This is a genomic window from Microbacterium sufflavum, from assembly GCF_023101165.1.
Classification (GTDB): Bacteria; Actinomycetota; Actinomycetes; order Actinomycetales; family Microbacteriaceae; genus Microbacterium; species Microbacterium sufflavum.
In genome coordinates, this window is sequence record NZ_CP078076.1 from 1,031,555 (window position 1) to 1,056,138 (window position 24,584).

At 69.4% G+C, this 24,584-nt stretch carries 20 protein-coding genes; 4 read left to right on the forward strand and 16 right to left on the reverse strand.

The genetic code is table 11. The annotated features are described in order from the left end of the window. Positions 1-13: 13 nt before the first annotated feature. Positions 14-1,072, reverse strand: coding sequence for an LLM class flavin-dependent oxidoreductase (locus KV394_RS05205; RefSeq protein WP_136037430.1), 1,059 nt, complete (start codon positions 1,070-1,072; stop codon positions 14-16). A gap of 28 nt (positions 1,073-1,100) precedes the next feature. Continuing rightward, entirely contained in the window at positions 1,101-2,609 is a 1,509-nt protein-coding gene (locus KV394_RS05210) for a N5-glutamine methyltransferase family protein (RefSeq protein WP_247982470.1), read from the reverse strand. Between the two features lie 96 nt (positions 2,610-2,705). Between KV394_RS05210 and KV394_RS05215 the strand changes: the two genes are divergently transcribed. From KV394_RS05215 to trxA, 4 genes are all read left to right on the forward strand, one after another. Further along, the gene (locus tag KV394_RS05215; RefSeq protein WP_247982471.1) at positions 2,706-4,916 is read left to right on the forward strand and encodes a DUF6049 family protein; all 2,211 of its coding nucleotides are present in this window, start codon (positions 2,706-2,708) and stop codon (positions 4,914-4,916) included. Further along, positions 4,913-6,529: a murein biosynthesis integral membrane protein MurJ gene (gene murJ / locus KV394_RS05220; RefSeq protein ID WP_136037079.1), complete on the forward strand. Its 1,617-nt coding sequence runs from the start codon at positions 4,913-4,915 to the stop codon at positions 6,527-6,529. The genes KV394_RS05215 and murJ overlap by 4 nt, the downstream gene beginning before the upstream one ends. A gap of 98 nt (positions 6,530-6,627) precedes the next feature. Continuing rightward, a complete protein-coding gene (gene trxB, locus KV394_RS05225) occupies positions 6,628-7,602 on the forward strand; it encodes a thioredoxin-disulfide reductase (RefSeq protein WP_136033775.1) in 975 nt (324 codons plus the stop codon). A gap of 68 nt (positions 7,603-7,670) precedes the next feature. Then, entirely contained in the window at positions 7,671-7,994 is a 324-nt protein-coding gene (gene trxA / locus KV394_RS05230; RefSeq protein WP_136033773.1) for a thioredoxin, read from the forward strand. A gap of 66 nt (positions 7,995-8,060) precedes the next feature. Here the strand turns inward: trxA and KV394_RS05235 are convergent, their stop codons facing one another. The 14 genes from KV394_RS05235 to yidC all read right to left on the reverse strand — a co-directional run bounded on the left by KV394_RS05235 (position 8,061) and on the right by yidC (position 24,582). Continuing rightward, positions 8,061-8,711 (reverse strand): GNAT family N-acetyltransferase, encoded by a 651-nt coding sequence (locus KV394_RS05235; protein WP_247982472.1) that lies wholly within the window; start codon positions 8,709-8,711, stop codon positions 8,061-8,063. Next, entirely contained in the window at positions 8,708-9,394 is a 687-nt protein-coding gene (locus tag KV394_RS05240; RefSeq protein WP_247982473.1) for a PIG-L deacetylase family protein, read from the reverse strand. The genes KV394_RS05235 and KV394_RS05240 overlap by 4 nt, the downstream gene beginning before the upstream one ends. Positions 9,395-9,418: 24 nt before the next feature. Beyond that, positions 9,419-10,306, reverse strand: a complete 888-nt coding sequence (locus tag KV394_RS05245; RefSeq protein ID WP_136033769.1) for a carbohydrate ABC transporter permease — start codon at positions 10,304-10,306, stop codon at positions 9,419-9,421. Continuing rightward, entirely contained in the window at positions 10,306-11,280 is a 975-nt protein-coding gene (locus tag KV394_RS05250; RefSeq protein WP_205812707.1) for a carbohydrate ABC transporter permease, read from the reverse strand. Before KV394_RS05250 ends, KV394_RS05245 begins: the two co-directional genes overlap by 1 nt. 65 nt (positions 11,281-11,345) lie before the next feature. Beyond that, positions 11,346-12,650: an extracellular solute-binding protein gene (locus KV394_RS05255; RefSeq protein ID WP_247982474.1), complete on the reverse strand. Its 1,305-nt coding sequence runs from the start codon at positions 12,648-12,650 to the stop codon at positions 11,346-11,348. A gap of 24 nt (positions 12,651-12,674) precedes the next feature. After that, positions 12,675-13,631 carry a GNAT family N-acetyltransferase gene (locus KV394_RS05260; protein WP_136037082.1) on the reverse strand — a complete coding sequence of 319 codons (957 nt, stop codon included), beginning with the start codon at positions 13,629-13,631 and terminating at the stop codon, positions 12,675-12,677. Between the two features lie 112 nt (positions 13,632-13,743). Further along, positions 13,744-14,931 carry an exo-beta-N-acetylmuramidase NamZ family protein gene (locus KV394_RS05265; protein WP_247982475.1) on the reverse strand — a complete coding sequence of 396 codons (1,188 nt, stop codon included), beginning with the start codon at positions 14,929-14,931 and terminating at the stop codon, positions 13,744-13,746. Positions 14,932-15,395: 464 nt separating this feature from the next. Further along, positions 15,396-15,731, reverse strand: a complete 336-nt coding sequence (locus KV394_RS05270) for a tryptophan synthase subunit alpha (protein WP_136033761.1) — start codon at positions 15,729-15,731, stop codon at positions 15,396-15,398. 9 nt (positions 15,732-15,740) lie between these two features. Continuing rightward, entirely contained in the window at positions 15,741-17,189 is a 1,449-nt protein-coding gene (locus KV394_RS05275; protein WP_206252159.1) for a sugar porter family MFS transporter, read from the reverse strand. A gap of 60 nt (positions 17,190-17,249) precedes the next feature. Then, positions 17,250-18,218: a ParB/RepB/Spo0J family partition protein gene (locus tag KV394_RS05280; RefSeq protein WP_247982476.1), complete on the reverse strand. Its 969-nt coding sequence runs from the start codon at positions 18,216-18,218 to the stop codon at positions 17,250-17,252. Next, a complete protein-coding gene (locus KV394_RS05285) occupies positions 18,218-19,090 on the reverse strand; it encodes a ParA family protein (protein ID WP_247982477.1) in 873 nt (290 codons plus the stop codon). Before KV394_RS05285 ends, KV394_RS05280 begins: the two co-directional genes overlap by 1 nt. Positions 19,091-22,358: 3,268 nt before the next feature. Then, on the reverse strand, positions 22,359-23,024 hold the full coding sequence (gene rsmG / locus KV394_RS05290) for a 16S rRNA (guanine(527)-N(7))-methyltransferase RsmG (RefSeq protein WP_247982478.1): 666 nt from the start codon (positions 23,022-23,024) through the stop codon (positions 22,359-22,361). Continuing rightward, complete coding sequence (locus KV394_RS05295) at positions 23,024-23,515, reverse strand: Jag family protein (protein WP_136033753.1); 492 nt, start codon at positions 23,513-23,515, stop codon at positions 23,024-23,026. Before KV394_RS05295 ends, rsmG begins: the two co-directional genes overlap by 1 nt. Beyond that, a complete protein-coding gene (gene yidC / locus KV394_RS05300) occupies positions 23,512-24,582 on the reverse strand; it encodes a membrane protein insertase YidC (protein WP_136033750.1) in 1,071 nt (356 codons plus the stop codon). Before yidC ends, KV394_RS05295 begins: the two co-directional genes overlap by 4 nt. Between the last annotated feature and the right edge of the window lie 2 nt (positions 24,583-24,584).

Consider the following 24,584-nt stretch of genomic DNA (forward strand, 5'->3'; position numbering starts at 1 on the left):
GGGGCGACCGGCGTCAGGCGACCGGGTCGCCCTGCACGGGTCCCTCGGTGTTCGGCTTCCACCCGAGCGCCGGGGCCACGTGCTCCGCGAACGCCTCCAGCACGTGCAGGTTGTACTCCGGGCCGAGCTGGTTGGGGATCGTGAGCATGAGGGTGTCCGCGGCCATCACGGCCTCGTCCGCGAGCAGCTGCTGGATGAGCACGTCGGGCTCCGCGGCGTAGGTCTTGCCGAACGTGGAGCGGAACCCGTCGATCACGCCGATCTGGTCGCCGTTCTCCTCGCTGCGCAGCCCGAAGTAGGCGCGATCCATGTCGGAGATCAGCGGGAAGACGCTGCGGCTCACCGACACCCGCGGGGTCCCGGTGTGCCCGGCCTCCTTGTACGCGGCGCGGAACAGGTCGATCTGCTCGCGCTGCAGCTCGTGGAACGGCTGTCCCGTGGCCTCGGTCACGAGGGTGGAGCTCATCATGTTGAGGCCCTGGCGTCCGGTCTCCTCGGCCGTGGCGCGCGAGCCGGAGCCCCACCAGATGTGGTCGCGGAGGGTGGGCGACTGCGGCTCGATGGCCAGGTACTGCCCGGCACCCACCATGCGCGGGTCGCCAGGGGCGAGGCGCTCCCCGTCGATGGCGCGCAGGAAGATCTCGAACTTCTCGCGCGCCAGCACACTGCCGCGCTCCGGGTCCTCGGTGTCGCGGAAGCCGAACGTCTCGTAGCCGCGCAGCGCGGTCTCGGGTGAACCACGGCTCACGCCGAGGGCGATGCGGCCGTCGGCGATGAGGTCGAGCGCGGCGGCCTCCTCCGCGAACTGGAAGGGGTTCTCGTAGCGCATGTCGATCACGCCGGTGCCGACCTCGATGCGCTCGGTGCGCGCGGCCATCGCGGTCAGCAGCGGCATGGGCGAGGCGGCCTGGCGCGCCCAGTGGTGCACGCGCACGTACGCGCCGTTCACGCCCAGCTCGTCGGCCCCCTCCGCGATCTCGATCGTCTGCTTCAGCATGTCGCCCGCGGTGCGGGTCGCCGAGCCGGGCACGTCTGCGTAGTGCCCGAAGGAGAGGAATCCGAAAGCCTTCATGATGTATTCGAACGCATGGATGCCGCGTCTATTCCCCCGGTGTCAGGAAGCCGTCCCGCACGAGGGAGCGGATCTTCGGCTCCAGGTCGGCCCACAGGTCCGCCAGCGGCACGTCGAACAGGTCGGCCAGCGCGCCGACGATCTGCGCCACCGTGAGCTCCCCGTCGCACGCGCCGACGAACCCGGCGAGCGCGGAGTCCACCCCCACCGTGCGCGCGAAGCCACCGCCCTGCCGCAGCTCGATCACGCTGGGGTCGTCGTCGCCCGGCATGAGGTGTCTGGCCTCGGTCACGTCGGGCGCCACGAGCAGCGTCGACGGCAGCCCCGCCGCGAGCACGTCGTGCGCGGCGAGCCCCGCGGCGAGCGCCGCGCCCACGTTCGACACCGACTGTCCGAGCCGTTCCACCCGCCGCAGAGGCTCGCCGTCGCCGCGGCGCAGCAGCACGTACCCGAACCCGACCGCGGTCACGCCGCGGGCCGCGAAGTCGTCGAGCCACGCGGTGAGCAGCGGCACGAACGCGGCATCGCGGGGCGTGGTCCCTCCGTCGCGGATCCACAGTTCCGCGTACGCCAGGGGCGTCAGCTCCTCGCGCTCGATCACCCACAGGTCGAGGTCGGCGGGCACCCACGCCTCGAGCCGCGCGAGCCCGGTGACGCCCTGCCGCGACTCCCAGTTGCCGAGCAGCTGCGCGATGCCCCCGCGGGTGAGGTGCGCCGGGGCCGCGCGCACGAACGTCTCCACGAGCGCGTCGCCGACGAGCCCGCCGTCGCGGTACTCGTACGCGGGCACGCCCTCGGTGCGCGGGGTGATCACGAACGGCGGGTTCGACACGATCAGGTCGAACGCCTCCCCCGCGACCGGGTCGAACATGCTGCCGTGGCGGAAGTCGATGTTCGTCACGCCGTTGAGCTGCGCGTTGAGCTCGGCGTAGGCGAGGGCGCGGCGGGAGATGTCGGTCGCGACCACCGTTCCCGCGCGCCGGGCGACCAGCAGCGCCTGGATGCCGCAGCCCGTGCCGAGGTCGAGCGCGCGCTCCACCTGCACCGGCACGACGGTCTCCGCGAGGGTGCGCGACGCCCCGCCCACGCCCAGCACGTGGTCGGCGGGCAAGGGGCCGTCCAGCGCCACCTCGTCGAGGTCGCTCGCGATCCACCACTCGCCCACCCCGTCGGCGTCGACGAACGACTGCGGGCGCAGCAGCGCGCACGGTGCGACCGTGTCGCCCTCGACGCGCGCGAGCCCCAGGGCTACGAGGCCGTCCACTCCGAGCGTCGGGAGGGCCGACGCGACGGCGGCCTCCGGCTGCGGGAGCCCGAGCACGAACAGGCGGCCGAGGGTCGCGAGCACACCGTCGTCGTCGGCGATCGCGCGGAGGATCGGCTCGCGCATGCCGCGGCCGAGCGCGTCGTCGGCCTCCGTGCCCCACAGCTGCCGGAGCGGGTCCGACCGCAGGTCGGCGGCGTCGAGATCGGCGGCGAGGCGGGCGCTGCGGACGGGGTCGGGGACGGGTGCGGGGGCGTCGGACACGGCCGTCACTCTACGCGTCTTCAGGGTTCTCCTCCCTCGCGCCTCCTAGAATCGCAGGGTCAGTACTCACGATCCGCCCCTCCCCGGCGTTCGAGGAAGACCTTCATGACCGCGATCACCCCCCACACGGGCCTCCGTGTGCGCCTGCGACGGCTGGCGGCCGCGGTGATCGCCGCCTCCGTGTGCGCTGTCGCGGTTCCCGCGGTCGCGGTTCCCGCGGTCGCGGCCGCCGCGGATCAGAAGAGCGACGACGACACCCGCACGGTCGAGCTGCACGTCTCCGCAGGGCTGCGCGGCGTGGTCGCCCCCGGCACCTCCACGTCAGCGGTCGTCACGATCACCAACGGCACCGAGACCGAGCTGAGCGCCGGACGGGTCGAGATCGAGCTCGGCAGCACGCCCCTCACCACCTCCGACGCCGTGAGCGACTGGCTCGACGACGGTGAGACGGACGGCTCCTTCGTCTCGCTCGGCGACGAGGCGTCGAAGGCCGCCGACCCGGACGGCATCGCCACGACCACGGTGTTCGTGCCGCAGGAGACCATCGAGACCCTGGCCCCCGGCGTCTACCCGCTGCGGGCGGCACTGACCGGGGCGCGCACGGGCGACACCGGCGGCGAGCGCGCGGCCACGTGGGACACCACGGCCACGAGCGTGCTGGTGGTCAACGCGCCCTCGGCGAGCCCGGTCGGCGTCCTCGTGCCCGTCACCGCGACCCCGGCCGGCGGGGCCCTGCTGACGGCGGAAGAGCTCACGACGCTGACCGCACCGGAGGGCGCCCTCACGGCGCAGCTCGACGGGGTCTCCGGCACCACGGCCGTGCTCGCGATCGACCCCGCGATCCTCGCGTCCATCCGCGCCCTCGGCACCGCGGCACCGGAGTCGGCGAGGGAGTGGCTGACGCGGCTCGACGAGCTCCCCAACCCCCGGTTCGCGCTGCAGTTCGGTGATGCCGACGTCACGGTGCAGGCGCAGACGGGCCTGAGCGCGCTGCTGTCCCCGCTGCCGTTCGCCGCCCTCCTCGACCCCGCCGCGTTCCCGCAGCAGCAGGCCACCGCCGAGCCCACGTCCGCGCCGGGGTCGACACCGAGCCCCTCGCCGGGGAGCACGAATGCGCCCGCCCTGCCCGACGACGCGACGCTCACCGAGGTCGACGGCGCTCTCCCCCGCATCGTGTGGCCGGAGCAGGACCTCACCCAGGCCGACGTGACGGCGTTCGCGGGGTACCTCGGCCAGGGCACGACCACGGTCGTGTCGTCCGACACGGTCGGCGGACCCACCGCCGCACACGCCACCGCGGGCGGACAGGACCTGCTGGTGACCGACGCCGCGACGTCCGCTGCGCTCTCGGGCGCCGCCGGGGCGTCGGATCCGGTCGTGCGGCAGCGTCTGCTCGCGGAGGCCGCCGCGCAGCTGTTCCTGGCGCAGGGCGCCACGGGCGGCGCACCGCTGCTGGTCGGACTCGACCGCGACGAGACCCGCACGGCCGACGCACTGCGCGACGCGATCTCTGCCGCCGACTCCATCGGGTTCGAGCTGTCGACGGTCCGCGCCGCCGCTCCCGTCGCGGTCACGCTGCCGGAGGCGGCCGCCGCCCCCCGCTCGGCCGACCTCGTGAACCTGCTCACCGACGAGCAGTCGCTCACCGCGTTCTCGTCGATCCTGAGCGAGCCCGACGTGCTGCTCGCCCCGGAGCGGATGCGCATCCTGCGCACGATCGCGGTGGGGTCGTCCGACGCCGCGTTCGCCGAGAAGGTCGCGGCCCACCGCGCCCGCACGACCACGACCCTGTCGAGCGTGAGCATCCCCCCGTCGAGCACCATCCAGCTCCTCACCGCGAACGCCGACCTGCCGATCGCGGTGCGCAACGACCTCCCGTGGCCCGTGACCGTGCGGCTGTCCGCCTCGCCGAGCGACCCGCGCCTCGAGGTGAAGCCCATGATCGAGACGGTCGTGCAGCCCCAGTCGAGCACGCGGGTCAAGGTGCCCGTGTCGGCGCGGGTGGGCAGCGGCGAGCTCGACCTCCGGCTCAGCCTGTCCAGCCCCACGGGCGTGCCCATCCAGTCCGAGCAGTCGGTGCGGGTGGCGGTGCGCGCCGAGTGGGAGACGATCGGGCTCGTGGTGTTCGGCGGCCTCGCCGTGCTGCTCATCGCCCTCGGCGTGGTGCGCACGGTGCGCCGCAAGCGCCGGGAGGCCATCGAGGAGCACGCGGTCGAGGTGGCCGTCGACGAGCTGATCGAGGAGAAGGAGGCCGAGGCGGCGGCGCAGGAGCGCGCACTCGACCGCGACGCCCCGCCGACGAAGGAGACCCCGTGACGAGCCTCGGACGCGCGAGCGCCATCATCGGCGCCGGCACCCTGGTGTCACGCCTCACCGGTCTGCTCCGCAGCATCGTGCTGGTGGGCGTGCTGGGCGCCGTGGGCTCGGAGGCCGCCGACGCCTTCACCTTCGCCAACACCCTGCCCAACAGCGTGTTCTCGCTGATCTCGGTCGGCGTGCTGACGGCGGTGATCGTGCCGCAGATCGTGAAGGCCACGGCCGACGCCGACGGCGGCAACGCGTTCATCTCGAAGCTGTTCACGCTCGGCACGGTCGTGCTGGTCGCGACCACCGCTGTCGCGACCATCGCCGCGCCGTGGCTGGTCGTGCTCGTCGCCGGCCGGGCGCCGCTGGAGGCGCAGGCCCTCGCGACCGCGCTCGCCTACTGGTGCCTCCCGCAGATCCTCTTCTACGGCCTGTACGCGCTGCTGGGCGAGGCCCTCAACGCGCGGCGCATCTTCGGCCCGTTCACGTGGGCGCCGGTCGTCAACAACATCGTCTCGATCATCGGCTTCCTGATCCTGGGGGCGCTGTTCGCCCCGGTGCCGACGAAGGCGGCGGAGTGGACGCCCGCGATGATCGCCACGCTCGGGGGCACGGCCACGCTCGGCATCGCGCTGCAGGCGCTGGTGCTGCTCGTGTTCTGGCGGCGCACCGGGTTGGCCCTCAAGCCCGACTTCCACTGGCGCGGCGTGGGCCTGGGCACGGTCGGCAAGCTCGCCGGCTGGACCTTCCTGATGGCGTTCGCGAGCCTGGCCGCCGGCGTGCTCCAGGGCAACATCGTGAGCGAGGCCTCCGGTTCGGGCGCCTCCGCGACGGTCACCGCGAACGCGTGGCTGATCTTCATGCTGCCGTACTCCGTGATCGTGCTGTCGATCGGGACGCCCTACTTCACGCAGATCAGCGAGCACGCCGCGGCCGGACGCGACCCCGAGGTGCGCGCCGACATCTCGCGCAGCATCCGTACCCTGCTGTTCTTCATCGTGGCGGCCGTCGCCGCCGTGGCCGCCGCCGCGATCCCTGCGTCGCGCGTGTTCACGAGCTCCGCGCCCGACGCCGAGGCCGCCGCGCTGGTGCTGCTCTGCTACCTCGTGAGCCTGATCCCGCTGACGATCCTGTTCATCGTGCAGCGCACCTTCTACGCCTACGACGACACCCGCACGCCGTTCTGGTTCACGATCTTCCAGTGCGTCCTCATCGTCGCGACGGCGCTGCTCGCGGGCGGGCTGTACCAGGCCGGGGTGATCCCGATCACGATGCTCGCGGCCGCGGTCGCCCTCGGCCAGTCCGTCGCGAGCACCCTGCAGACGATCGTCGCGACCTGGCTCCTGCACCGTCGCCTCGGCGGTCTCGGCGTGCGCACGTGGGCGACCTCGATCGGCCGCTTCGCGGTGGCGGCGATTCCCGCGGGCTTCGCCGGGTGGGGCGTGTTCCAGCTGATGGGCGGCGCCGGCGGCTGGACCGCCTCGGACAAGATCCAGGGCGCCGTGGGCACGGCGATCATCGGCCTCGTCGTGGTCGCGGTGTACATCGCGCTGCTGGCGGCGATGCGGGCGCCCGAGCTGAAGGCGGCGGGCGGCCTGGTGCGCCGTTTCCTCCCTGGTCGCTGAGGCCCGCGCACGCCTGCCGCTGGGGAATGCCCCGCGGTTACCATGGGTTGAAGCAGTCGGACGTCTTTCGACGGCACCGCCTTTCTAACGGAGATCACATGCGTCAGGTCATCATCATCGGCTCCGGCCCCGCCGGATTCACGGCTGCCATCTACGCCGCACGCGCGAACCTGGAGCCGCTGCTCATCGCGAGCTCGGTCGAGGTCGGCGGTGAGCTGATGAACACCACCGAGGTCGAGAACTACCCGGGCTTCCCGGAGGGCATCCAGGGCCCCGAGCTGATGGCCAAGTTCCAGGAGCAGGCCGAGAAGTTCGGCACCGAGGTCCTGTACGACGACGTCACCGAGCTCGATGTCGCCGGCCCGGTCAAGAAGGTCACGCTCGGCTCCGGTGCCACGCACGAGGCGAAGACCATCATCTATGCGACGGGCTCGGCCTATCGCAAGCTCGGCATCGAGGGCGAGGAGCGCCTGTCGGGCTTCGGCGTGTCCTGGTGCGCCACGTGCGACGGCTTCTTCTTCCGCCAGAAGACCATCGCGGTCGTCGGCGGCGGCGACTCGGCGATGGAGGAGGCGACCTTCCTCACGCGCTTCGCCGACAAGGTGTACGTGATCCACCGCAAGGACACGCTTCGCGCCTCGAAGATCATGCAGGAGCGGGCGTTCGCGAACGAGAAGATCGAGTTCGTGTGGAACAGCGAGGTCGCGGAGATCCTCGGCGAGACCGCGGTCACCGGTGTGCAGCTGCGGTCCACGGTCGACGGCTCGCTGCGCGACCTGCCCCTCGACGGCCTCTTCATCGCGATCGGCAACGACCCGCGCACGCACCTCGTGCACGACAAGCTCGAGCTCACGTCCGAGGGCACGATCTGGGTCGACGGCCGCTCCTCCCGCACCTCGGTCCCCGGGGTGTTCGCGGCGGGCGACGTGATCGACCCGACCTACCGTCAGGCCATCACCGCCGCCGGCACCGGCACGGTCGCCGCGCTCGACGCGGAGCACTTCCTCGCCGATCTGGAGGACGCCTCGGTCGAGGTCCCCGCCGCGGAGGCCGCCGAGGTCATCACGGCCTGATCAGCGCCGGGAACACTTTCCCCTCGCCCGTTGTTGTAGCAGGCGAACCTCGAACAAGGAGAACTCTGATGAGTGCAAAGGCAACGAGCCAGGCGACCTGGGAGCAGGACGTGCTGCAGGCCGATGGTCCCGTGCTGGTGGACTTCTGGGCCGAGTGGTGCGGTCCGTGTCGTATGGTCGCGCCGGTGCTGGACGAGATTCAGGCCGACAACCCCGACAAGATCACCATCCTCAAGCTCAACGTCGACGAGAACCCCGAGCTCGCCATGAAGTACCAGATCACGTCGATCCCGGCGATGAAGGTCTTCCACGGCGGCGAGGTCAAGACGACCATCATCGGCGCCAAGCCGAAGTTCGCCCTCGAGAAGGATCTCGCCGACTTCATCGGCTGATCCTCCCCGGACGACGAGAAGGGGCCGCACCTCCCGGGGGTGCGGCCCCTTCTGCGTCCCCGACCCTCAGTGCCGCGGGGTCACGTCGTCGAGGAGCATCCCGAACGTCACGCCGTCGTCCGTCCGACGCAGCTCCGCGAAGCCGAGGCGACGGTAGAACGCGATGGCGCCGGTGTTGCGCGTCCCGGCGGTCAGCTGCAGCCCGGGCACGCCCCGGTCGCGCAGCAGCGCCGCGAGCGTGTCGATCAACCGCCGCCCCCACCCGTGGCCCTGCGCCTCGGGCAGCAGGTCGATGTGAAGATGCGCGGGGTAGCGGTCCACGAACGGCACCCGACCTTCGCCGATCCTCCGGGCGAACGCGACGATGGTCGCATCCCTGCCCCCGTCGACACAGTCGCCCCGGTGCCGCGCCTCGCGGGGAGGCCACCACGCGTGCCGGAACCACTGCTCGTACGCGGTCGTGTCGGGCGCGCACACCACGTACCCGACCACGCGGCCGCCGGCGTCGAGCACGAGACACGTCTCGGGGCTCCACGCCGCGTAGGGCAGCGCGAACACCTCCCCCAGCAGCCGTGGCGAGCGGTAGAGGCCCGTGGCGTCGGCGCCCGAGTCTCCGGTGCGCAGGCACACGGCGGCGAGGTCGTCCTCGTCGCCCACGCGGAAGGGCCGGAGGCGCAGACGCACCTCCGGCCCTTCGGTCGAGCGCTCGGGGCTCACGGCCCTGCCAGCTCGGCGCCCTTGTCGCCGCGCTTGAAGCCGCACGCCCGGGTGGTGCCGGCCAGGCAGCCCTTCGCGAGCATGTTCGCGCTGTAGTAGTCGATGTACCGGAACCCGTAGGTCTCTCCGCGGGCGAAGGCCTGGCCCTGGATGGCTGCCCGCCAGGTCTCGAACGCGGCGTCGGGGATCTCCACGTACAGGTCGGGCGTGAAACCCTCCGCGTCTTCCCAGTTGTCCGCGTGCAGGAACTGCGAGATGCCGTGGCGTCCGTACGGGCTGTCCACGGGGAGAGACGCGAGGAACCGGCCGCGCTCCGCGAGGATCGCCGCGCGCTCGTGGTCGCGGTGGATGCTCGTGGTCCAGTGCGTGATGAGGATCTCGGGCTTCTCCTGCCGGATGATGTCGGCGATCTGCTCCGCGGCGGAGTCGTCGTCGGGCAGGAAGCCGTCGGAGTAGTCCAGCACGCGGAACTCGGCACCGATCGCCGCCGCGAAGGCCTCGCCCTCCGCCACCTTCTGCTTCCGGTACTCGTCGGGCGCGATCGTGGGGTGGCCCCGTTCGCCGTAGGTGCACGCGAGGATGATCGCCCGGTCCCCCTCCTGCACCATCTTGGCGAGGGTCGGACCCGCCGTGAGGTCCATGTCGCCGATGTGCCCGCCGATGGCGAGTACGGTCCTACCCATTGTCATCACTCCGTTTCGTGGGGGTCACTTCATTCCGCTGAGCATGACGCCGCGGACGTAGTACTTCTGCAGGAAGAGGAAGATCAGCAGCACCGGGAGGGTGCTGATGACGATGCCGGCCATCACGATCGGCATGGTGCGGTTCGGGTCGATGAAGCTCTGCAGCATCTGGATGCCGACGGGCAGCGTCATCAGGTCGGGGTTGGCGGAGGCGATCAGCGACGACCAGATGTACTCGTTCCACTGGCCGACGAACGTGATCACGCCGAGGGTGATGGCCACCGGCGTCGCCTGCGGCAGCACGATGTTGAAGAACAGCCGCCACTCCCCCGCACCGTCGATGCGCGCGGCCTCGAGCATCTCGTCGGGCACGCCCACCATGAACTGGCGCATCAGGAAGATGCCGAACCCGCTGACGAGGAACGGCAGCATGAGCGAGACGATGTTGTTCGTCATACCGCCGAACCCGCCCTGGCCGAGGATGTTGTTGCCGCCCACCAGCGGCCAGTTCAGCATGATCAGGAAGTCGGGGATCAGCAGCAGGAACGGCGGCAGCATCATGGTCGCGAGCACGAACCGGAAGATCACGTCGCGACCGCGGAACCGCAGCTTCGCGAGCGCGTAGCCCGCCATCGCGGAGGTGATGAGCACCGACGCGGTGACCACGAGCGTCACGACCGTGCTGTTGAAGAACAGCTTGTCCAGCTGCAGCTGCTCGAACGCGGCGGTGTAGTTGTCCCAGGTCCAGTTCTCCGGGAAGAACCGGTACGGGAAGATGCCGTACTCACCGGGGCCCTTCAGCGAGCTGAAGACCGTGTCGAAGAACGGGACCACCATCATCACGCCACCGATGGCGACCACGAGGTAGGAGATCCACGGGAACGGGTGGCGCTTGCGCTGACGGACGCCCATCAGTCGTCTCCTCCGGTGCGACGGCTGATCCAGAGCTGGAGCAGCGTGATGATGAAGATGATCAGGAAGAGCACCATGGCCATGGCGCTCGCGGTGCCCCAGGCGCCGAACTTGAACGCCTGCTGGTACATCTCGAACGCGGCGACGTTCGTGGCGTTCGCGGGTCCGCCGTCCTTGGTCATCACGATGATGAGCGCGAACGACTGCAGCCCGGCGATGCACTGGGTGATGAAGACGAACACCAGGGAGGGCCGCAGCAGCGGCAGCGTGATGCTCCAGAACGTGCGCCAGGAGTTCGCGCCGTCGATCTCCGCGGCCTCGTACATGGTCTTGTCGATGCCCTTGATGCCCGCCGTCAGGATGAGCACGGCCGCGCCGATCGAGGCCCACGCCTGCACCACGGCGACCGCGGGGAGGGCGAGGTTCGGGTCGGACAGGAAGCCGATGGAGTTCACGCCGAGGGCGTTGAGCACGGCGTTGATGAGGCCGGCCGGCTGGTAGAGCATCTTCCACACGTTGCCGATCGCGACCACGGTGGCCACGACGGGGAGGAAGTACAGGAACCGCCAGAATCCCTGGAACTTGAGGCGTTCGATGAGCTGGGCCACCACGACCGAGCCGCCGACCGCGAGGATCACGGCGATGATCGCGAACAGGAACGTGTTGATGAGGATCGGCTGCACGAACGTGCTGTCGATCTGCAGGATCTCCAGGTAGTTCTGGAACCCGGTGAACTCGATCTTCGTGAGGTCGTATCCGCCCCACGTCGACAGCGACAGGAAGATCGCGAAGAACGTGGGCAGGATCAGGAAGACGGTGAAGAACAGCAGGGAGGGCGCGAGGAACAGGTAGCCGGCGCGGGCTTCGCGGCGGAAGCGACGCGAACGCGGCTTGGCCTTCTTCCCGACCGTCGTCACCGCGATCGTGTCCTCCGCGGCTTCCTGCGCCGCGGTCATGAGAGTGGGGTTGGCCATCGGCCCTCCGTGGGTGGTCTCGGGTGGAGGGCGGGGACGCGCGTGGTCCCCGCCCTCCGGTGGTGCTACTGGGCGTCGATCTCCTTGACCAGCTTCGAGAAGGTGGTCTTCACGTCTGCACCGTTGACGATGATGTCGTTGAGCGCCGTGTTGGTGGCGGTCTTCGCCTCGTAGGCGTTCGACGCGTTCGACTCGGCCATCGCGTAGTCGGCGGCGGCGTAGATCGCCTCGAGGTTCGGCTCCTCGGCGAGGTACTTCGGGCCGAGGATCTCCGCGTCCGTGGTGCGCGGCGGGATCAGGCCCTGCGTGGCAAGGAAGTCGCCGAGGGCGGTGACGCCGTCCTCGGTCTCGTGCGAGTTGAGCCAGCTGAGGAATTTCCAGGCCTCTTCCTGGTGCTGGCTGCCGGAGTTCACGCCGGTGAAGAAGCTGTAGGCGAGGGAGCCCACGTCACCGGTCTCCGGGCCGGGCACGGGGGCGACGCCGACGTTGGCGTAGTCGTCGCCCATCGAGGCCTTCAGGCTGCCGATCCACCAGCCGGCCTGCACGGCCATGGCCACGCCGCCCGTGGGGAACGCCTTCGTCGGCATGATCGAGGTCGAGGTGGCGCCGGTCTCGGCCAGGTCGGACTCGAGCTGCATCACGTCCTCGGCCTTGTCGTCCATGGCGGACTTCCCGTCGGCCGCGAGGAACTCGCCACCGGCGGAGTCGAGCAGCGACAGGAACGGGTGCACCGTGTGGTTGTCGCCGTCCTGGATGAGGGACAGGCCCTGCACGATCGTGTTGCCCGAGCCGTCCTTCTTCGTGGTGGCGTTGGCGGCCTCGACCAGCTCGTCCCAGTTCGCCGGCGGGGCGTCGAAGCCCGCGTCGGCGAGGAGCTGCTTGTTGTAGAACAGCGCGTAGGTGTTGAACTCGGTCGGGTAGCCGAGGATCTCGCCGTCACCGGTCGTGACCGAGGCGAGCGCCGCGGGGCTGTAGTTGTCGGTGATGTCGGCCGCGACGTCCTTGGGCGGAGCGGAGAGCACGCCGTTGGCCTGCAGCTGCCCACCCCACAGGGAGTACGAGCTGACGATGTCGGCGCCGCGTCCGCCGGTCTGGCGCACGTTGAGGGTGGTGAGCAGCTCGTCGAAGTTGACGGCCTGCGAGGTCACCTGGATGTCGGGGTTCTCCTCGTTCCACTGGTCGATGAGGTCGCCGATCCCGGTCTTGAACGGGTCGCTGCCGTAGTGGCTGAGGAAGGTGAGCTTCACGACGCCGTCGTCTCCGCCCCCCTCCGCCCCGGTGGTGCATCCGGCGAGGGCGAGCGCGGCCGCGCCCGTGAGCGCGACGGTGGTCACCAGGCGTCGGCGGTGACGCTGTGCTGCAGACTTCATGTGATTCCTCTCGGGTGGGCCGCGTCAGGCGGCGGTGGGGGCGTGCAGGATCGTGAAGGTGCGAGTGATCTCGAACCCGGTGTTCAGGTACAGGTGTCCGGCGGCGGAGGTCTCCTCGGTCCACAGGAACCAGGCGCTGTGGGCGCCCAGGGCACGCATGCGCTCGAGCGTGAGGTGCAGCAGGATCTTCCCGAGTCCCGTGCCGCGGCTCTCCGGCAGCACCCCGAACGGGCCGAAGCGCTCCAGCACGTTCTCGTACGTGCCGTGCATGGCCCAGCCGAGCATGGCGCCCTCGGGGTTGCGGCAGACCATGATGCGCTCGAGCGACTGTCCGCCGAGCACGCCCTCGCGGATACCGCGCGACCAGTCGGCGTTGAAGGTGCCGGCGATCTCGATCAGGTCGACCAGGTCGTCGCCCGTCGGCGAGAAGAACGTCCAGCCCTGGTCCCGGAGCTCGGCGATGCGGGCGCGCACGTCGTCGGGCATGGCGTAGTCGTTGAGCGTGCGGTCCATGGCGACCGAGGTGTACTGCGTCTGGAAGCCGACGGAGCGCAGGAACGCGTCGGCTTCGGGGTAGCGGTCGGCGTCGAGCCCGGGGAGGAAGTAGTTGGGCGTGTACGACGAGAAGTAGACCGTCTCGACGCCGTGCCCGCGCAGCCACTCCTTCGCGGCGGCCATCAGGGTGGTGGCGATGCCGTGGCGTCGGGCGGACGGGACGACGAAGAAGAACGGGATCCAGCCGGAGGTGGGCTCCAGGTCGTCGCCGTCGGCGGCGATCTGGCGGCGGACGGCGTAGACCGCGCCGACGATGTCGCCGTCGGACTCGGCGAGGAAGAGGCCGTCGGCGTCGAAGTTGCGGTCGAGCAGGATCAGGTCGCGGAACCGCTCGTAGCTGATGCCGTCGGCTGGCGCCGCTTCGGTCCAGGCTCGCGCGATCTCGGGGCCGTCTCCCGCGCGGAAGGTCCGGACGATGCTCTCCATTGATATCTCCTCGGGTGAAGGGGGTGCGGCAGCGCGATGGGAATGAAAGTACATTCACCGTCGCGTCGATGTCAATAAGTTTTGGTCACGATTAACATGACGGAAATAGTTTTCAGCGCGGGTAGAGCAGCACGTCGTCGCCGTACGCGTCCGCGACCCGCTGAGGCCCCGCGGACAGCGCCGCCAGGTCCCGCCCGGCGTTCAGCGCCTCACGGAGGCTGGTGGACCCCCACAGGCGGTCGAGCGCGTAGCCGGAGTCGCCTGGATCGAGCCGCTGTCCCGCATCCAGGCTGTGCACGTCCTCCGGCGCCGACGTACGGGCGGCCTCCAGCACCGCCAGGGCGGTCCCCACCGGGTCATACGCCCGGTGGTCGGTGATGTGCAGCTGCACGCCCCGAGCGGTCTCCCCCACGTGCTTGTGGAACGTCGGCTGGAAGGCGATGTCGCGAAACAGCACACCCGGCAGGTCGCGCCCGCGCAGGTCCTCCGCGAACGCGGCGGTCAGGAACGGAGCGCCGATGGTCTCGAACGGCCGCGTGGTGCCGCGCCCCTCGCTCAGGGTCGTACCCTCGACGAGCCCGGTGCCGGCGAACGCGTACACCGAGTCGAGCGTGGGGATGTTGGGCGACGGCGGCACCCACGGCAGTCCGGTGGCGGTCCAGTCCCGCGTGGGGTCCCAGTCCGTCAGCGTCACCACGTGCAGGTCGAGCTCGAGGCCCTCCGCGGCGAGGTCGCGGCGCGCGAAGAGGCGTGCCAGCTCCCCGGCGGTGAGGCCGTGGCGCTGGTGGATGTCGCTGCGCCCCACGAAGCTCGTGAAGCGCTCGCCCTCGATCCCGGGGCCCGCGAGCACGGCGCCGCCCAGCGGATTCGGTCGGTCGAGCACGGTGAACGGCAGCCCCAGGCGCGCGGCGCTGCGCATCGCGTCGTACATCGTCCAGATGTAGGTGTAGAAGCGCACCCCGATGTCCTGCATGTCGAAGGCGAGGGCATCCACCCCTGTCGCGGCGATCATGTCGTCCAGGGCCGCGCCCTCGGTGAGGTAGGTGTCGCTGAACGGGAGCCCGGAGCGTTCGTCGCGCTCGATCGCGGTGCTCTCCCCCGCCTGCACCGAGCCGTCGAGACCGTGCTCGGGGCCGAACAGGTGATGCAGTCGCACACCCGCGGCCGTGAACGCATCGATGTTCCGGGACAGGTCGGGCATGGTCCCGGTGAAGTTGGTGAGCAGGCCGATCCTGCTCCCGGGGATCAGGTCGGCCCGGTCTGCTGCACGCTCCGCTCCGATGCGTAGGCGTGACGTCATGGCGAACTCCCTTGTCTTTCATGAACACACGGAAGTGCCGGTCAGTGCCCGCCCCGCCGCGTTGCTGTCACCTTTTTACCAGCATGAAGCGATTTATGAAAATCATGTTCAGAAGTCTTGTGCGTCGCGCCCGTCCCTGATCATCCGCCTCCCTCGCCCCGGCGCCGGTCGAGCCCCCACCTCCACATCTCCCTCGCCCCCACACCGCCACCCGCGCCGCAGCGCGCCCGGCCCACGCATCCCCCGCGCCGCCGCATCGCGCCCGCCTCACGCATCGCCCGCCCCGCCACGTCGCGCCCGCACGCCCGTGCATCGCCCGATGCCGTACCCTCGCCCGCCCAGCCCACGCATTTCCCGCGCCGCCGCATCGCGCGCACACGCCGTCGCACCGCCCCACGCATCCACGCGTGTCGAGCCTCACCGCCGGTGCGTGCGGACGCCGCGCGGAGGAATCGAAAGAGCCCTCAGGAGGCGTCGGCGATGCGCGGGTCCCACCGGCGGTGGCGCTGCTGTTCGTCGAGCAGTCCCCACACCGCCGGGGTGAGCTCCGGGTACTCCAGGGCGATCTGTCGCAGCACGCGGTAGTGCCGCGCGGCGTTGGGTCGCACGCCGTCGTTCGCGGCGATGTTGTCAGCGCGGAGCAGGTACACCACGAGTTCGTCGACGCTCGGCAGCTCCTCCATGAACTCCCACGGGTCTTCCCCGCCCAGCAGCCGCTCCTGGATCAGCACGGCGAGTTCGTCGGCCGCTTCGGCGCGCAGCACTTCCAGGCTGGCGCGGCGTGGGACGGACTCGGTCATCCGTCCAGCCTACGCGCGTGCCGGACCCCGTCGGCGCTCGACCTTCGCGTCCTCGGTCATGTCCTCGAGCTCCCGGCCCTTGGTCTCGGGCACCTTGAAGAACACGAAGAAGAACGACAACAGAGCGAAGAACGCGTAGAACCCGTAGGCGAAGGTGAGTCCGATCTCCGCGAAGGCCGGGAACGTCGTGGAGATGAAGAAGTTCGCGACCCACTGCGCGGCGGCCGCGACGGCGAGTGCGCCAGCACGGATCGAGTTCGGGAAGATCTCGCCGAGGAGCACCCAGACGAGAGGTCCCCAGCTGGCGCCGAAGAACACCACGAATCCGTTCGCGCAGACGAGGGCGACGGTGGCCCAGGGGTCGGGCAGCGTTGCGGTGCCCTGCGCATCCAGCGTGCCGAAGGAGAACGCCAGCGCCATCAGTCCGAGGGTGACGGTCATGCCGACCGAACCGACGAGCAGCATGATCCGCCGGCCGACCTTGTCGACCAGGAGGATCGCCACGATCGTCACCACGATGTTCGTCACGGAGGTGATCACCGAGGTCAGCAGGGCGCTGGACTCGTCGAAACCGACCGACTGCCAGAGCGTGGTGGAGTAGTAGAAGATGACATTGATGCCGACGAACTGCTGGAACACCGACAGCAGGATGCCGATCCAGACGATCGGCTTGAGCCCGAGGCGATTCCCTCGCAGGTCACGCAGCGACTCGGCGCGCTCGGTGTCGATCGTCCCGGTGATCTCCTTGATCTTCGCCTCGGTGTCGATCGTGCCCGTGACGGTCTGGAGCACTTCTGCGGCGCGTTTCGTCTCGCCCTTGCGCACCAGGTAACGCGGCGACTCCGGCAGCCGGAGTGAGACGAGCCCGTAGACGAGCGCGGGGATGGCCGCGACCATGAACATCCAGCGCCAGGCGGTGAGCCCCCACAGCGGCTGATCCGCCTCGCCGGCGATTCCCGCGAGCAGCGCGTCGGAGAGGAGGGCGGCGAAGATACCCGTGACGATCGCGAGCTGCTGCAGCGAGCCGAGTCTTCCGCGGATGGCGGCCGGCGACACCTCGGCGATGTACGCCGGAGCGATGACCGAGGCTGCCCCCACGCCCAGTCCGCCGATCACGCGCCAGATGATGAGGTCGACCACGCTGAAGGCCAGACCGGAGCCGATCGCGGAGACGAAGAACATGGCGGCTGCGACGACCATGACCGGGATGCGCCCGAACTTGTTCGAGATCGGGCCGGCGAACCAGGCGCCGACCGCGCAACCGATCAGCGCGGACGACACGGCGAAGCCCTTGAGGCCGGTACCGAGGTCGAACCCGGACACGTCGCCCGCGAGAGCGTCGACGGCACCGTTGATCACCGCGGTGTCGAAGCCGAAGAGGAAGCCACCCAATGCCGCGGCGATACTGACCGCGATCACACGGCGCTTGATGCTCGCCGCGTCAGCTGCTCTGCTCATGACCTACCCCCGCATCGTCAAGATGACGCGAGTCTAGGCCCTCCCTGACACCGTGCGGGGTCAGCGCGCGGAGCCGTACCCTTCTTCGCCCAGCTCCTCGAGGATGCGGTTGAGGTCCTGGATCGACGCGAAATCGATCGTGACCTGGCCCTTTCGCGTCCCGAGCGAGATCTTCACCCGCGTGTTCAGGCGATCGCCGAGCTTGCCCGCCACCTCGTCCAGATAGGCCCGTCGCGCTCCCGGCGTGGCCTTCGGGGTCTTCCCCGCGCTCGGCTGCGCCTTGGCGGCGACCTCCGTCGCGCGCACCGACAGGTCTTCGTTCACGACCTTATCGGCAAGGCGCTGCATCGCCTCCGGGGTGTCGAGGCTCAGGATCGCGCGGGCGTGACCGGCCGACAGCACTCCGGCTGCGACGCGCTGCTGCACGGGGACGGGCAGTTTGAGCAGGCGGATGGTGTTGCTGATCTGCGGACGAGACCGGCCGATGCGGGTTGCGAGCTCTTCCTGGGTGATGCCGAAATCCTCGAGCAGCTGCTGGTACGCCGATGCCTCTTCCAGCGGGTTCAGCTCGGAGCGGTGCAGGTTCTCGAGGAGCGCATCGCGCAGGAGTTCCTCGTCGGCGGTGTCGCGCACAATGGCCGGGATCGCGTCGAGCCCGGCTTCGCGTGCAGCCCGCGTCCGACGCTCCCCCATGATGAGTTCGTAGTCGCCGTCGCCGTTCTTGCGCACGACCACCGGCTGGAGCACCCCGAACTCCCGCACGCTGTGCACGAGTTCGGCCAGGTCCTCCGGGTCGAAGTGTGTCCGCGGCTGACGCGGGTTCGGCACGATCGCGTGCGGGTCGACCTGCACCAGGTGGATGCCGGGGACCGCCTCGAGGGCAGCTTCCGCAACCGCGGCTGCGCCGGAGTCGGTCGTGTCCGGGCGCAGGCTCGCGCCGGGGAAGAACACGTCGACGGGTCGCTCCGCCTGATCCGCGGTCGGAATGAGGGCACCGATGCCCCGGCCGAGTCCAGTGCGCTTCGCCATTACTTCTCCTTGCTCTGCGTCACACGGGACGCGATCTCGACAGCGGCCTCGCGGTAGGCGATCGCGCCGGCGGACTGCCCGTCGTACGCGATGACCGTCTGGCCGAAACTGGGGGCCTCGGACACGCGGACCGACCGAGGGATGACGGTGTTCAGCACCTGGGTGGGGAAATGCGTCCGAACCTCTTCCGCAACCTGCTGCGCCAGCCGGGTACGGCCATCGAACATCGTCAGCAGGATGGTGGAGAGGTGCAGAGCCGGGTTGAGGTGCTTCTGGATCATCTGGATGCTTCCCAGAAGCTGGCTCAGACCCTCCAGCGCGTAGTACTCGCACTGGATGGGGATGAAGACCTCGGAGGCTGCGGTGAAGGCGTTGATCGTCAGAAGCCCGAGCGACGGCGGGCAATCGATGATCACGAAGTCCACCGGGTGGTCGACGAGGTAGTCCTGCAGAGCGCGTCGGAGCCGATGCTCCCGCGCGACCTGCGCCACCAGCTCGATCTCGGCGCCCGCCAGGTGGATGGTGCTCGGAGCACAGAACAGTCGTGGGTTCTCCGGGCTGGGCTGCACGATCTCCGCGAGCGGGAACTCATCGATCAGCACGTCGTACACGCTCGGCGTGTCCGCGTTGTGCGGAACCCCGAGTGCCGTGGACGCATTCCCCTGGGGGTCGAGGTCGATCACGAGAACCGAGGCACCGAGTCCGGCCAGCGCGGAGGCGATGTTCACCGCACTCGTGGTCTTGCCGACGCCGCCTTTCTGGTTCGACACGGTAAGCACCCGGGTCTCCCCGGTGAACTCCACGTGAACGGCTTCGAGGGCCCTGCGGCGCGCGGAGAGGTCGGCGAGCTCGCGAGCAAGTGGGGTATCCATCCCGAACGAGTCGTTTGCCGGTGTCTTTTCGGACTGTTTCACGTGAAACATCCACTCCTTTCGGGGCCGCATCCCACTCTAACCGCAGGGACGGACCTCGAACCGCGCAGGCCCGTCAGCATCGACGCTGAGCGCACTTCCGTCCGCGGCTCGTACCGGCCCACGACCGGCAGCCGCATCGATTCCGGGAGTTCCTCGTCGCAGCGAGCGCCGCGCGCGCTCCCGGTGCCGCAACGATGACCGCTATCGGTTGTCTGAAACAGCTCCCGGGCCTCCTCGCTCGCGCTGGAGATCCCCGACCAGGCTCATCCACGCTCAGGTCCATATGAACCGCCGCGTGAGCTGCCCCCTCGACACCTCCTCCCCCGCCCGCGACGGTTCTGGAAGAAGCCCCGACCTGCCCCGGCGAACGCCGCCCCCCATTGGCGCCTTCCACCGTTTCACGTGAAACACCGCGCCTGTTCCGCGGCGTGTTCGGTCCGTCAGCGACCGCGTCGCCTCGCCCCTCATGGCTCCGACCTCGCGGCTCACCCAGCCCTCCCCGCGATCCAGCACACGCGGTCCCGTCTCCGTCCGGGCTTGCCCCCCATCGGGCCAACACCGCACGTCCGCGCATTTCCCTGGTGCGGTCCGTCGTCCACTGCGTCTCGTGAGCCGACGGACCTCCGTGTTGTCGGGGCCCGCATGCCTCCACCCTCGGCGCCCGCTCTTCCCCGCCCCGCTTCTTCCCTACGCCCGCTTCTTCCCCACCCCGCTTCTTCCCTACGCCCGCTTCTTCCCCTACGGCCGCCTCCTCCCTACGCCCGCCTCATCCCCTACGGCCACCTCCCCCCTACGCCCGCCTCATCCCCTACGGCCACCTCCCCCCTACGCCCGCCTCATCCCCTACGGCCACCTCCCCCCTACGCGCACCTCTTCCCCCGGGCCGCTTCTTCCCTGCGGCCGCCCCTCCCCTACGCGCGGCTCTTCCTCACGCCCGCGTCTGCCCCACGCCGGCGTTTGCCCCACGCCCGCGTCTGGCCCAGACCCGCCTCCTCCCCACGCCCACATCTTCCCCCGCATGAACACCGCACCTTCGGCGGTCGCGCCCGCTCGTGCGTCTTGCGCTCACCGACGACTCGCCACCAGCCCGCGACAGCCGGTCGGAGGCCCCCGCTCCTGACTCGGCAGGCCCGCTCATGGCCGTGCAGTCCCGTCTCCCCGTGCCTCGCCCCACAGCTTCCGGTGCGGAACGGCCCGATTCGGGCAGATGCTCTGCACTCACGGCTCGTGCAGCTGGCCGCTGATGTCCCTCGCCGCACCCGGGCACTCCGCCGACACCGTGCCGCCGGGTGCCACATGCCCTCCACTCCCCCACGCCATCGTCATCCGTACCGCGCACCCACCCCTCACGCAAGCACGGCCCGCACGACATCCCCAGCTGAGCCTGACGTCCCTCTCCGACCGACTCTCATGCTTCTCCTCACCCACAGGACACCCCACAGGACACCCCGCACGACCCCCGGCACCGCACCCACACGTCCCCGACTCCATCGTCATCCGCGCCCTGCCCACCCCTTTCACCTGAGCAACCGCACGCGCGGAATGCCCCGACCCTGCAAGCCCGCACCACGTCGTCCCACCCGGTCGCCGCACCTCGCGCTCGTCCCTGCCCTCCCCACCCCCAGCCAGGGAACTGTGGACCCCCAGCTCATCGAAGCCTCACTACACGGAGCCCTGTGGACATCAGCTCATCGAAGCCTCACCACACGGGTCACTGTCGAGCCCAGCTCATCGAAGCCTCAGCACCAGAGGTGCAACCACCCATCGTCTTCCCCTCGTCGGCGCGACGCCGTCACCCCCGGCGCCCATCACACATTCCCGTTCGATACAGGGACGCCTCAACTCCTCGGCCCGTGACAGCCCCTTTCTGAGGCGCCTCATCTCCCTCATCTGTAGTGCCCCGACTACCGGAGTCCCTGACGCTGCGCAACGAACGCACCCGCGCACTCCCTCGCGCCCTACCGACTGCGCCACCGCTCGCCCACACATCTCGACTCCCCGCCCGTTCCGCTGTGTTTACAAGCGTGCCACCGCCCCGTGCCCGGCGCATCCGACCTCCCGCCACCCCAAAGCCTTCTCCCCTCCCGGGAGCTGACCACCATGAAGCTCACGCAACATGGCCATCTCCCGCGTCGATGACTCCCGGACTCGGGCTCCTCGTCGTATCCGCTCGGATGATCGGTTGCAGTGTCTTACCGCGGTCAGGCCCGCACCACCCGACATACAGGGCGCTGACATAGACCTGCGTTCCCCCGACACCGCTCCTTCTGGGGACACCCAGTGAATCCGCGGCCGCGGAAACTCTCACACGACTCGCCGCGGGAGCAGGATGCGCACCACCCCGCAGGCCCCATCGGCACCCGCGGCCAGTCCTTCCCTACGATTGCGACCCACCGTCCCGGAGTTCGTCCGCAGCGCACGAACAGCGGTACTCACCCCCTGTATGCCCTCAGATCTGCTCATCAATCCGCCAGCACCGCGCTGCCCATCGATCTCAACCGAAGGCCGCACTAGGACCACTCGGTCGCGATGCAAGCCACGTCACCGTCACCTGCCCGACCTCGCCGTGTTTCACGTGAAACATAGCCTCCGCCTGAGGTACTGACTTCGATGTTTCACGTGAAACGGGCTGCCGGCGCGCATCGAACCTGTAAGGACGTCGGGCACCGGAAGGGCGCGGGCCTGCAACCTCCGGCTGGTGGCACGGTCAACCACATCCCCACCTCGCGAGCCCGCGCCCGGTCAATCACCAGCTGCACCGCACACGATGTCGATCCGCCGTGCAACTGCGCTGGGCGTGTGTGTCTAGGAATGCCGCCGTCACACCCCTCACCAACGGCTGACGCTCCGTCGGCGGTCAGGGATGTGTTCGCATGTCGGGCACCACGTTCTAACCGCGAGGGGAGGACACGTGGCCATGTGGGGTCTCACCCCACACCGGGCGGGACCGATCGCAGGCATCGCATCGCGCGACCGCGAGTCGCCGAGGTCACGCTCGCCCGACCGGACCGACCGTCGCCGTGCTGTCCGTGTTGGACGCGCTCGGTCAGACACGCCGCTCGGCGCGTGACGAAGACACGGCGGCGCCAGGTCCTCCCCTGCGGCGAGATTCGTCCGCTCCCGTACGTCGAATGCAGCCCGCCCCCCAGCAACCGCCGAAACTTCCGCGGCATAGCCGTGCCGTGTACGCCTCGTCAGGCCGGATGTTTCACGTGAAACGGCGACGTCACCGCACGCGCGCACGCACGACGCGAGTCGTCTCGGGAAGCGCTCCCTCGCCGAGAACTTCCACCCGCACCTCGGAAAGGCGGTACTTCTTGATCTGCTTCTGCGCAGCCTCGATCTCGTTCGCCGCGTTCGCCCCCTTGAGTAGGGCGAGCTCCCCTCCGTCACGGACCAGCGGAGCTGTGAGGGGAAGGAGAGTCCGAAGCGCGCTCACGGCGCGAGCGGTCACGACGTCGAATCCATCGCCCGCCTTCACGTCTTCCGCGCGCGACCGCAGCACCGTGACGTTGTCGAGTCCCAGAGCCGCGACCTGCTCGTTCAACCAGGTGATCCGGCGTTCCATCGGCTCGACCAGTGTCCAGGTGACATCCGGTCGCGCGATCGCCAGGACCAGACCAGGGAGCCCGGCGCCCGACCCGATGTCCGCCACGGTGCCGTGGAAGAGGGGCGCGGCGATCGCGCTGTTCAGAATGTGACGGGTCCACAACCGCGGGAGTTCGAGGGGTCCGATCAGGCCCCGCTCCTCACCCTCACGAGCAAGAGCGGCCGTGAACTGTCGCGCGACGTCGATACGGTCGCCGAAGAGTTCAGCGGCGACGGCCGGCTCTGCTTCGACCACACCGGTTTCGGGTGCGCCGGGTTCGGTGGACGAGTCCGACGCCGACATCACCGACGACGCAACACGGTGTGGCGGTCCGCGCCCTCACCGTACGACTCGGAGACGAGGCCGCGGTCGGCAGCGATGTCGTGCACCAGCTTCCGCTCGTAGCTCGACATCGAGGGAAGCGACGCCTGCGACGACCCCTCGTCGAGCTTCGCGGCCGCGGCGTCGACCAGCGTTTCGAGCTGCCGACGCCGGGTGTCGCGCGAACCACCGATGTCGAGGATCAGCCGGGAGAATGAACCGGTCTTGTTCTGCACCGCGAGTCGAGTGAGCTCCTGCAGCGCCTGGACCGTGTCAGGTGCAGAGAGCACGGACAGTCCATCGCCCTCGGCCTCCACCGACACATAGGCGCGGCCCTGACGCACATCGAGGTTCAGATCGCCGTCGATGTCGGCGATGTCGAGCAGCTCTTCGAGGTAGTCGGCGGCGACGTCGCCCTCGAGTTCCAGCTGCGCCACCGTCGGCTCCGTGCTCCCGGTCACGACCTCGCTCATGAACCGCTTCCCTTCTTCTTCGCCCGCTTCTTACCCACGGGCTGCTGACGCTTCGGTGCCTCTGCCTTGGCCTTCTCGGCCTCCTCGAGCAGACGCTGCTGCTCGGCCTCGTACACCGACATCGGGACCACCTTGCCCGACGAATCGATGGCCTTGCCCTTGCGCGCCAGGCGCTCTTCACGAGCCTTCGCCGCTTCAGAACCCGGGGTCGGCATCTCACGGATCACGAGGAACTGCTGCCCCATGGTCCACAGGTTGGAGATGAACCAGTAGACGACGACGCCGAGTGGGAAGAAGACGCCCGAGAAGATGAAGCCCAGCGGCAGCACGTAGAGCATGATCTTCTGCATCTGGTACGCCTGGCCGGTCTTGGCCTCGGGCGACAGGTTCTTGGAGATGATCTGCAGCTGCGTGAAGAACTGCGACCCGATCATGAGCACCACGAGCGTGACCAGGATGATGATGGCCGTCGTGTTCTGCGCATCGATCGCGTTGCCCAGCGTCTCGTGCAACGAGGCAACGCCGAAGAGCTTCGCGTCGTAGAACTCCTTCGTCAGCTCGGGGCTGAGGAGACCGACACCGCCGATGTTGTCTCGCGCGTGCTTGCTGACATCGCTCAGCACGCTATAGAGCGAGAAGAAGATCGGCATCTGAACGAGGAGCGGCAGGCAGCTCGACATCGGCGTCGTGCCGTGCTTCTTGTACAGCGCCATCGTCTCGCGGCTCATGGCCTCGCGAGAGAGCTGATCCTTCTTCCCGCGATACTTCTCCTGAACTTTTCGCAGTTCAGGAGCAATTTCCATCATCTTTCGCTGGCTCTTGATCTGCTTCACGAAGAGCGGGATCAGCGCCGCGCGCACCACCACGACGAGGCCCACGATCGACAGCACCCAGGTGATACCGGACGCGGCGGGAAGCCCGACCGCGGTCAGCAGCCAGTGCCAGGCGACCAGGATGAGCTCGACGACCCACTTCAGCGGCCAGAGGATCGTGCCGAGCAGGTCGAACCCCCCGGCAGCCGGTTCGGGGCTGGGGGTGGTGCTGGCGAGCAGGAGGTCAAGACCCACCG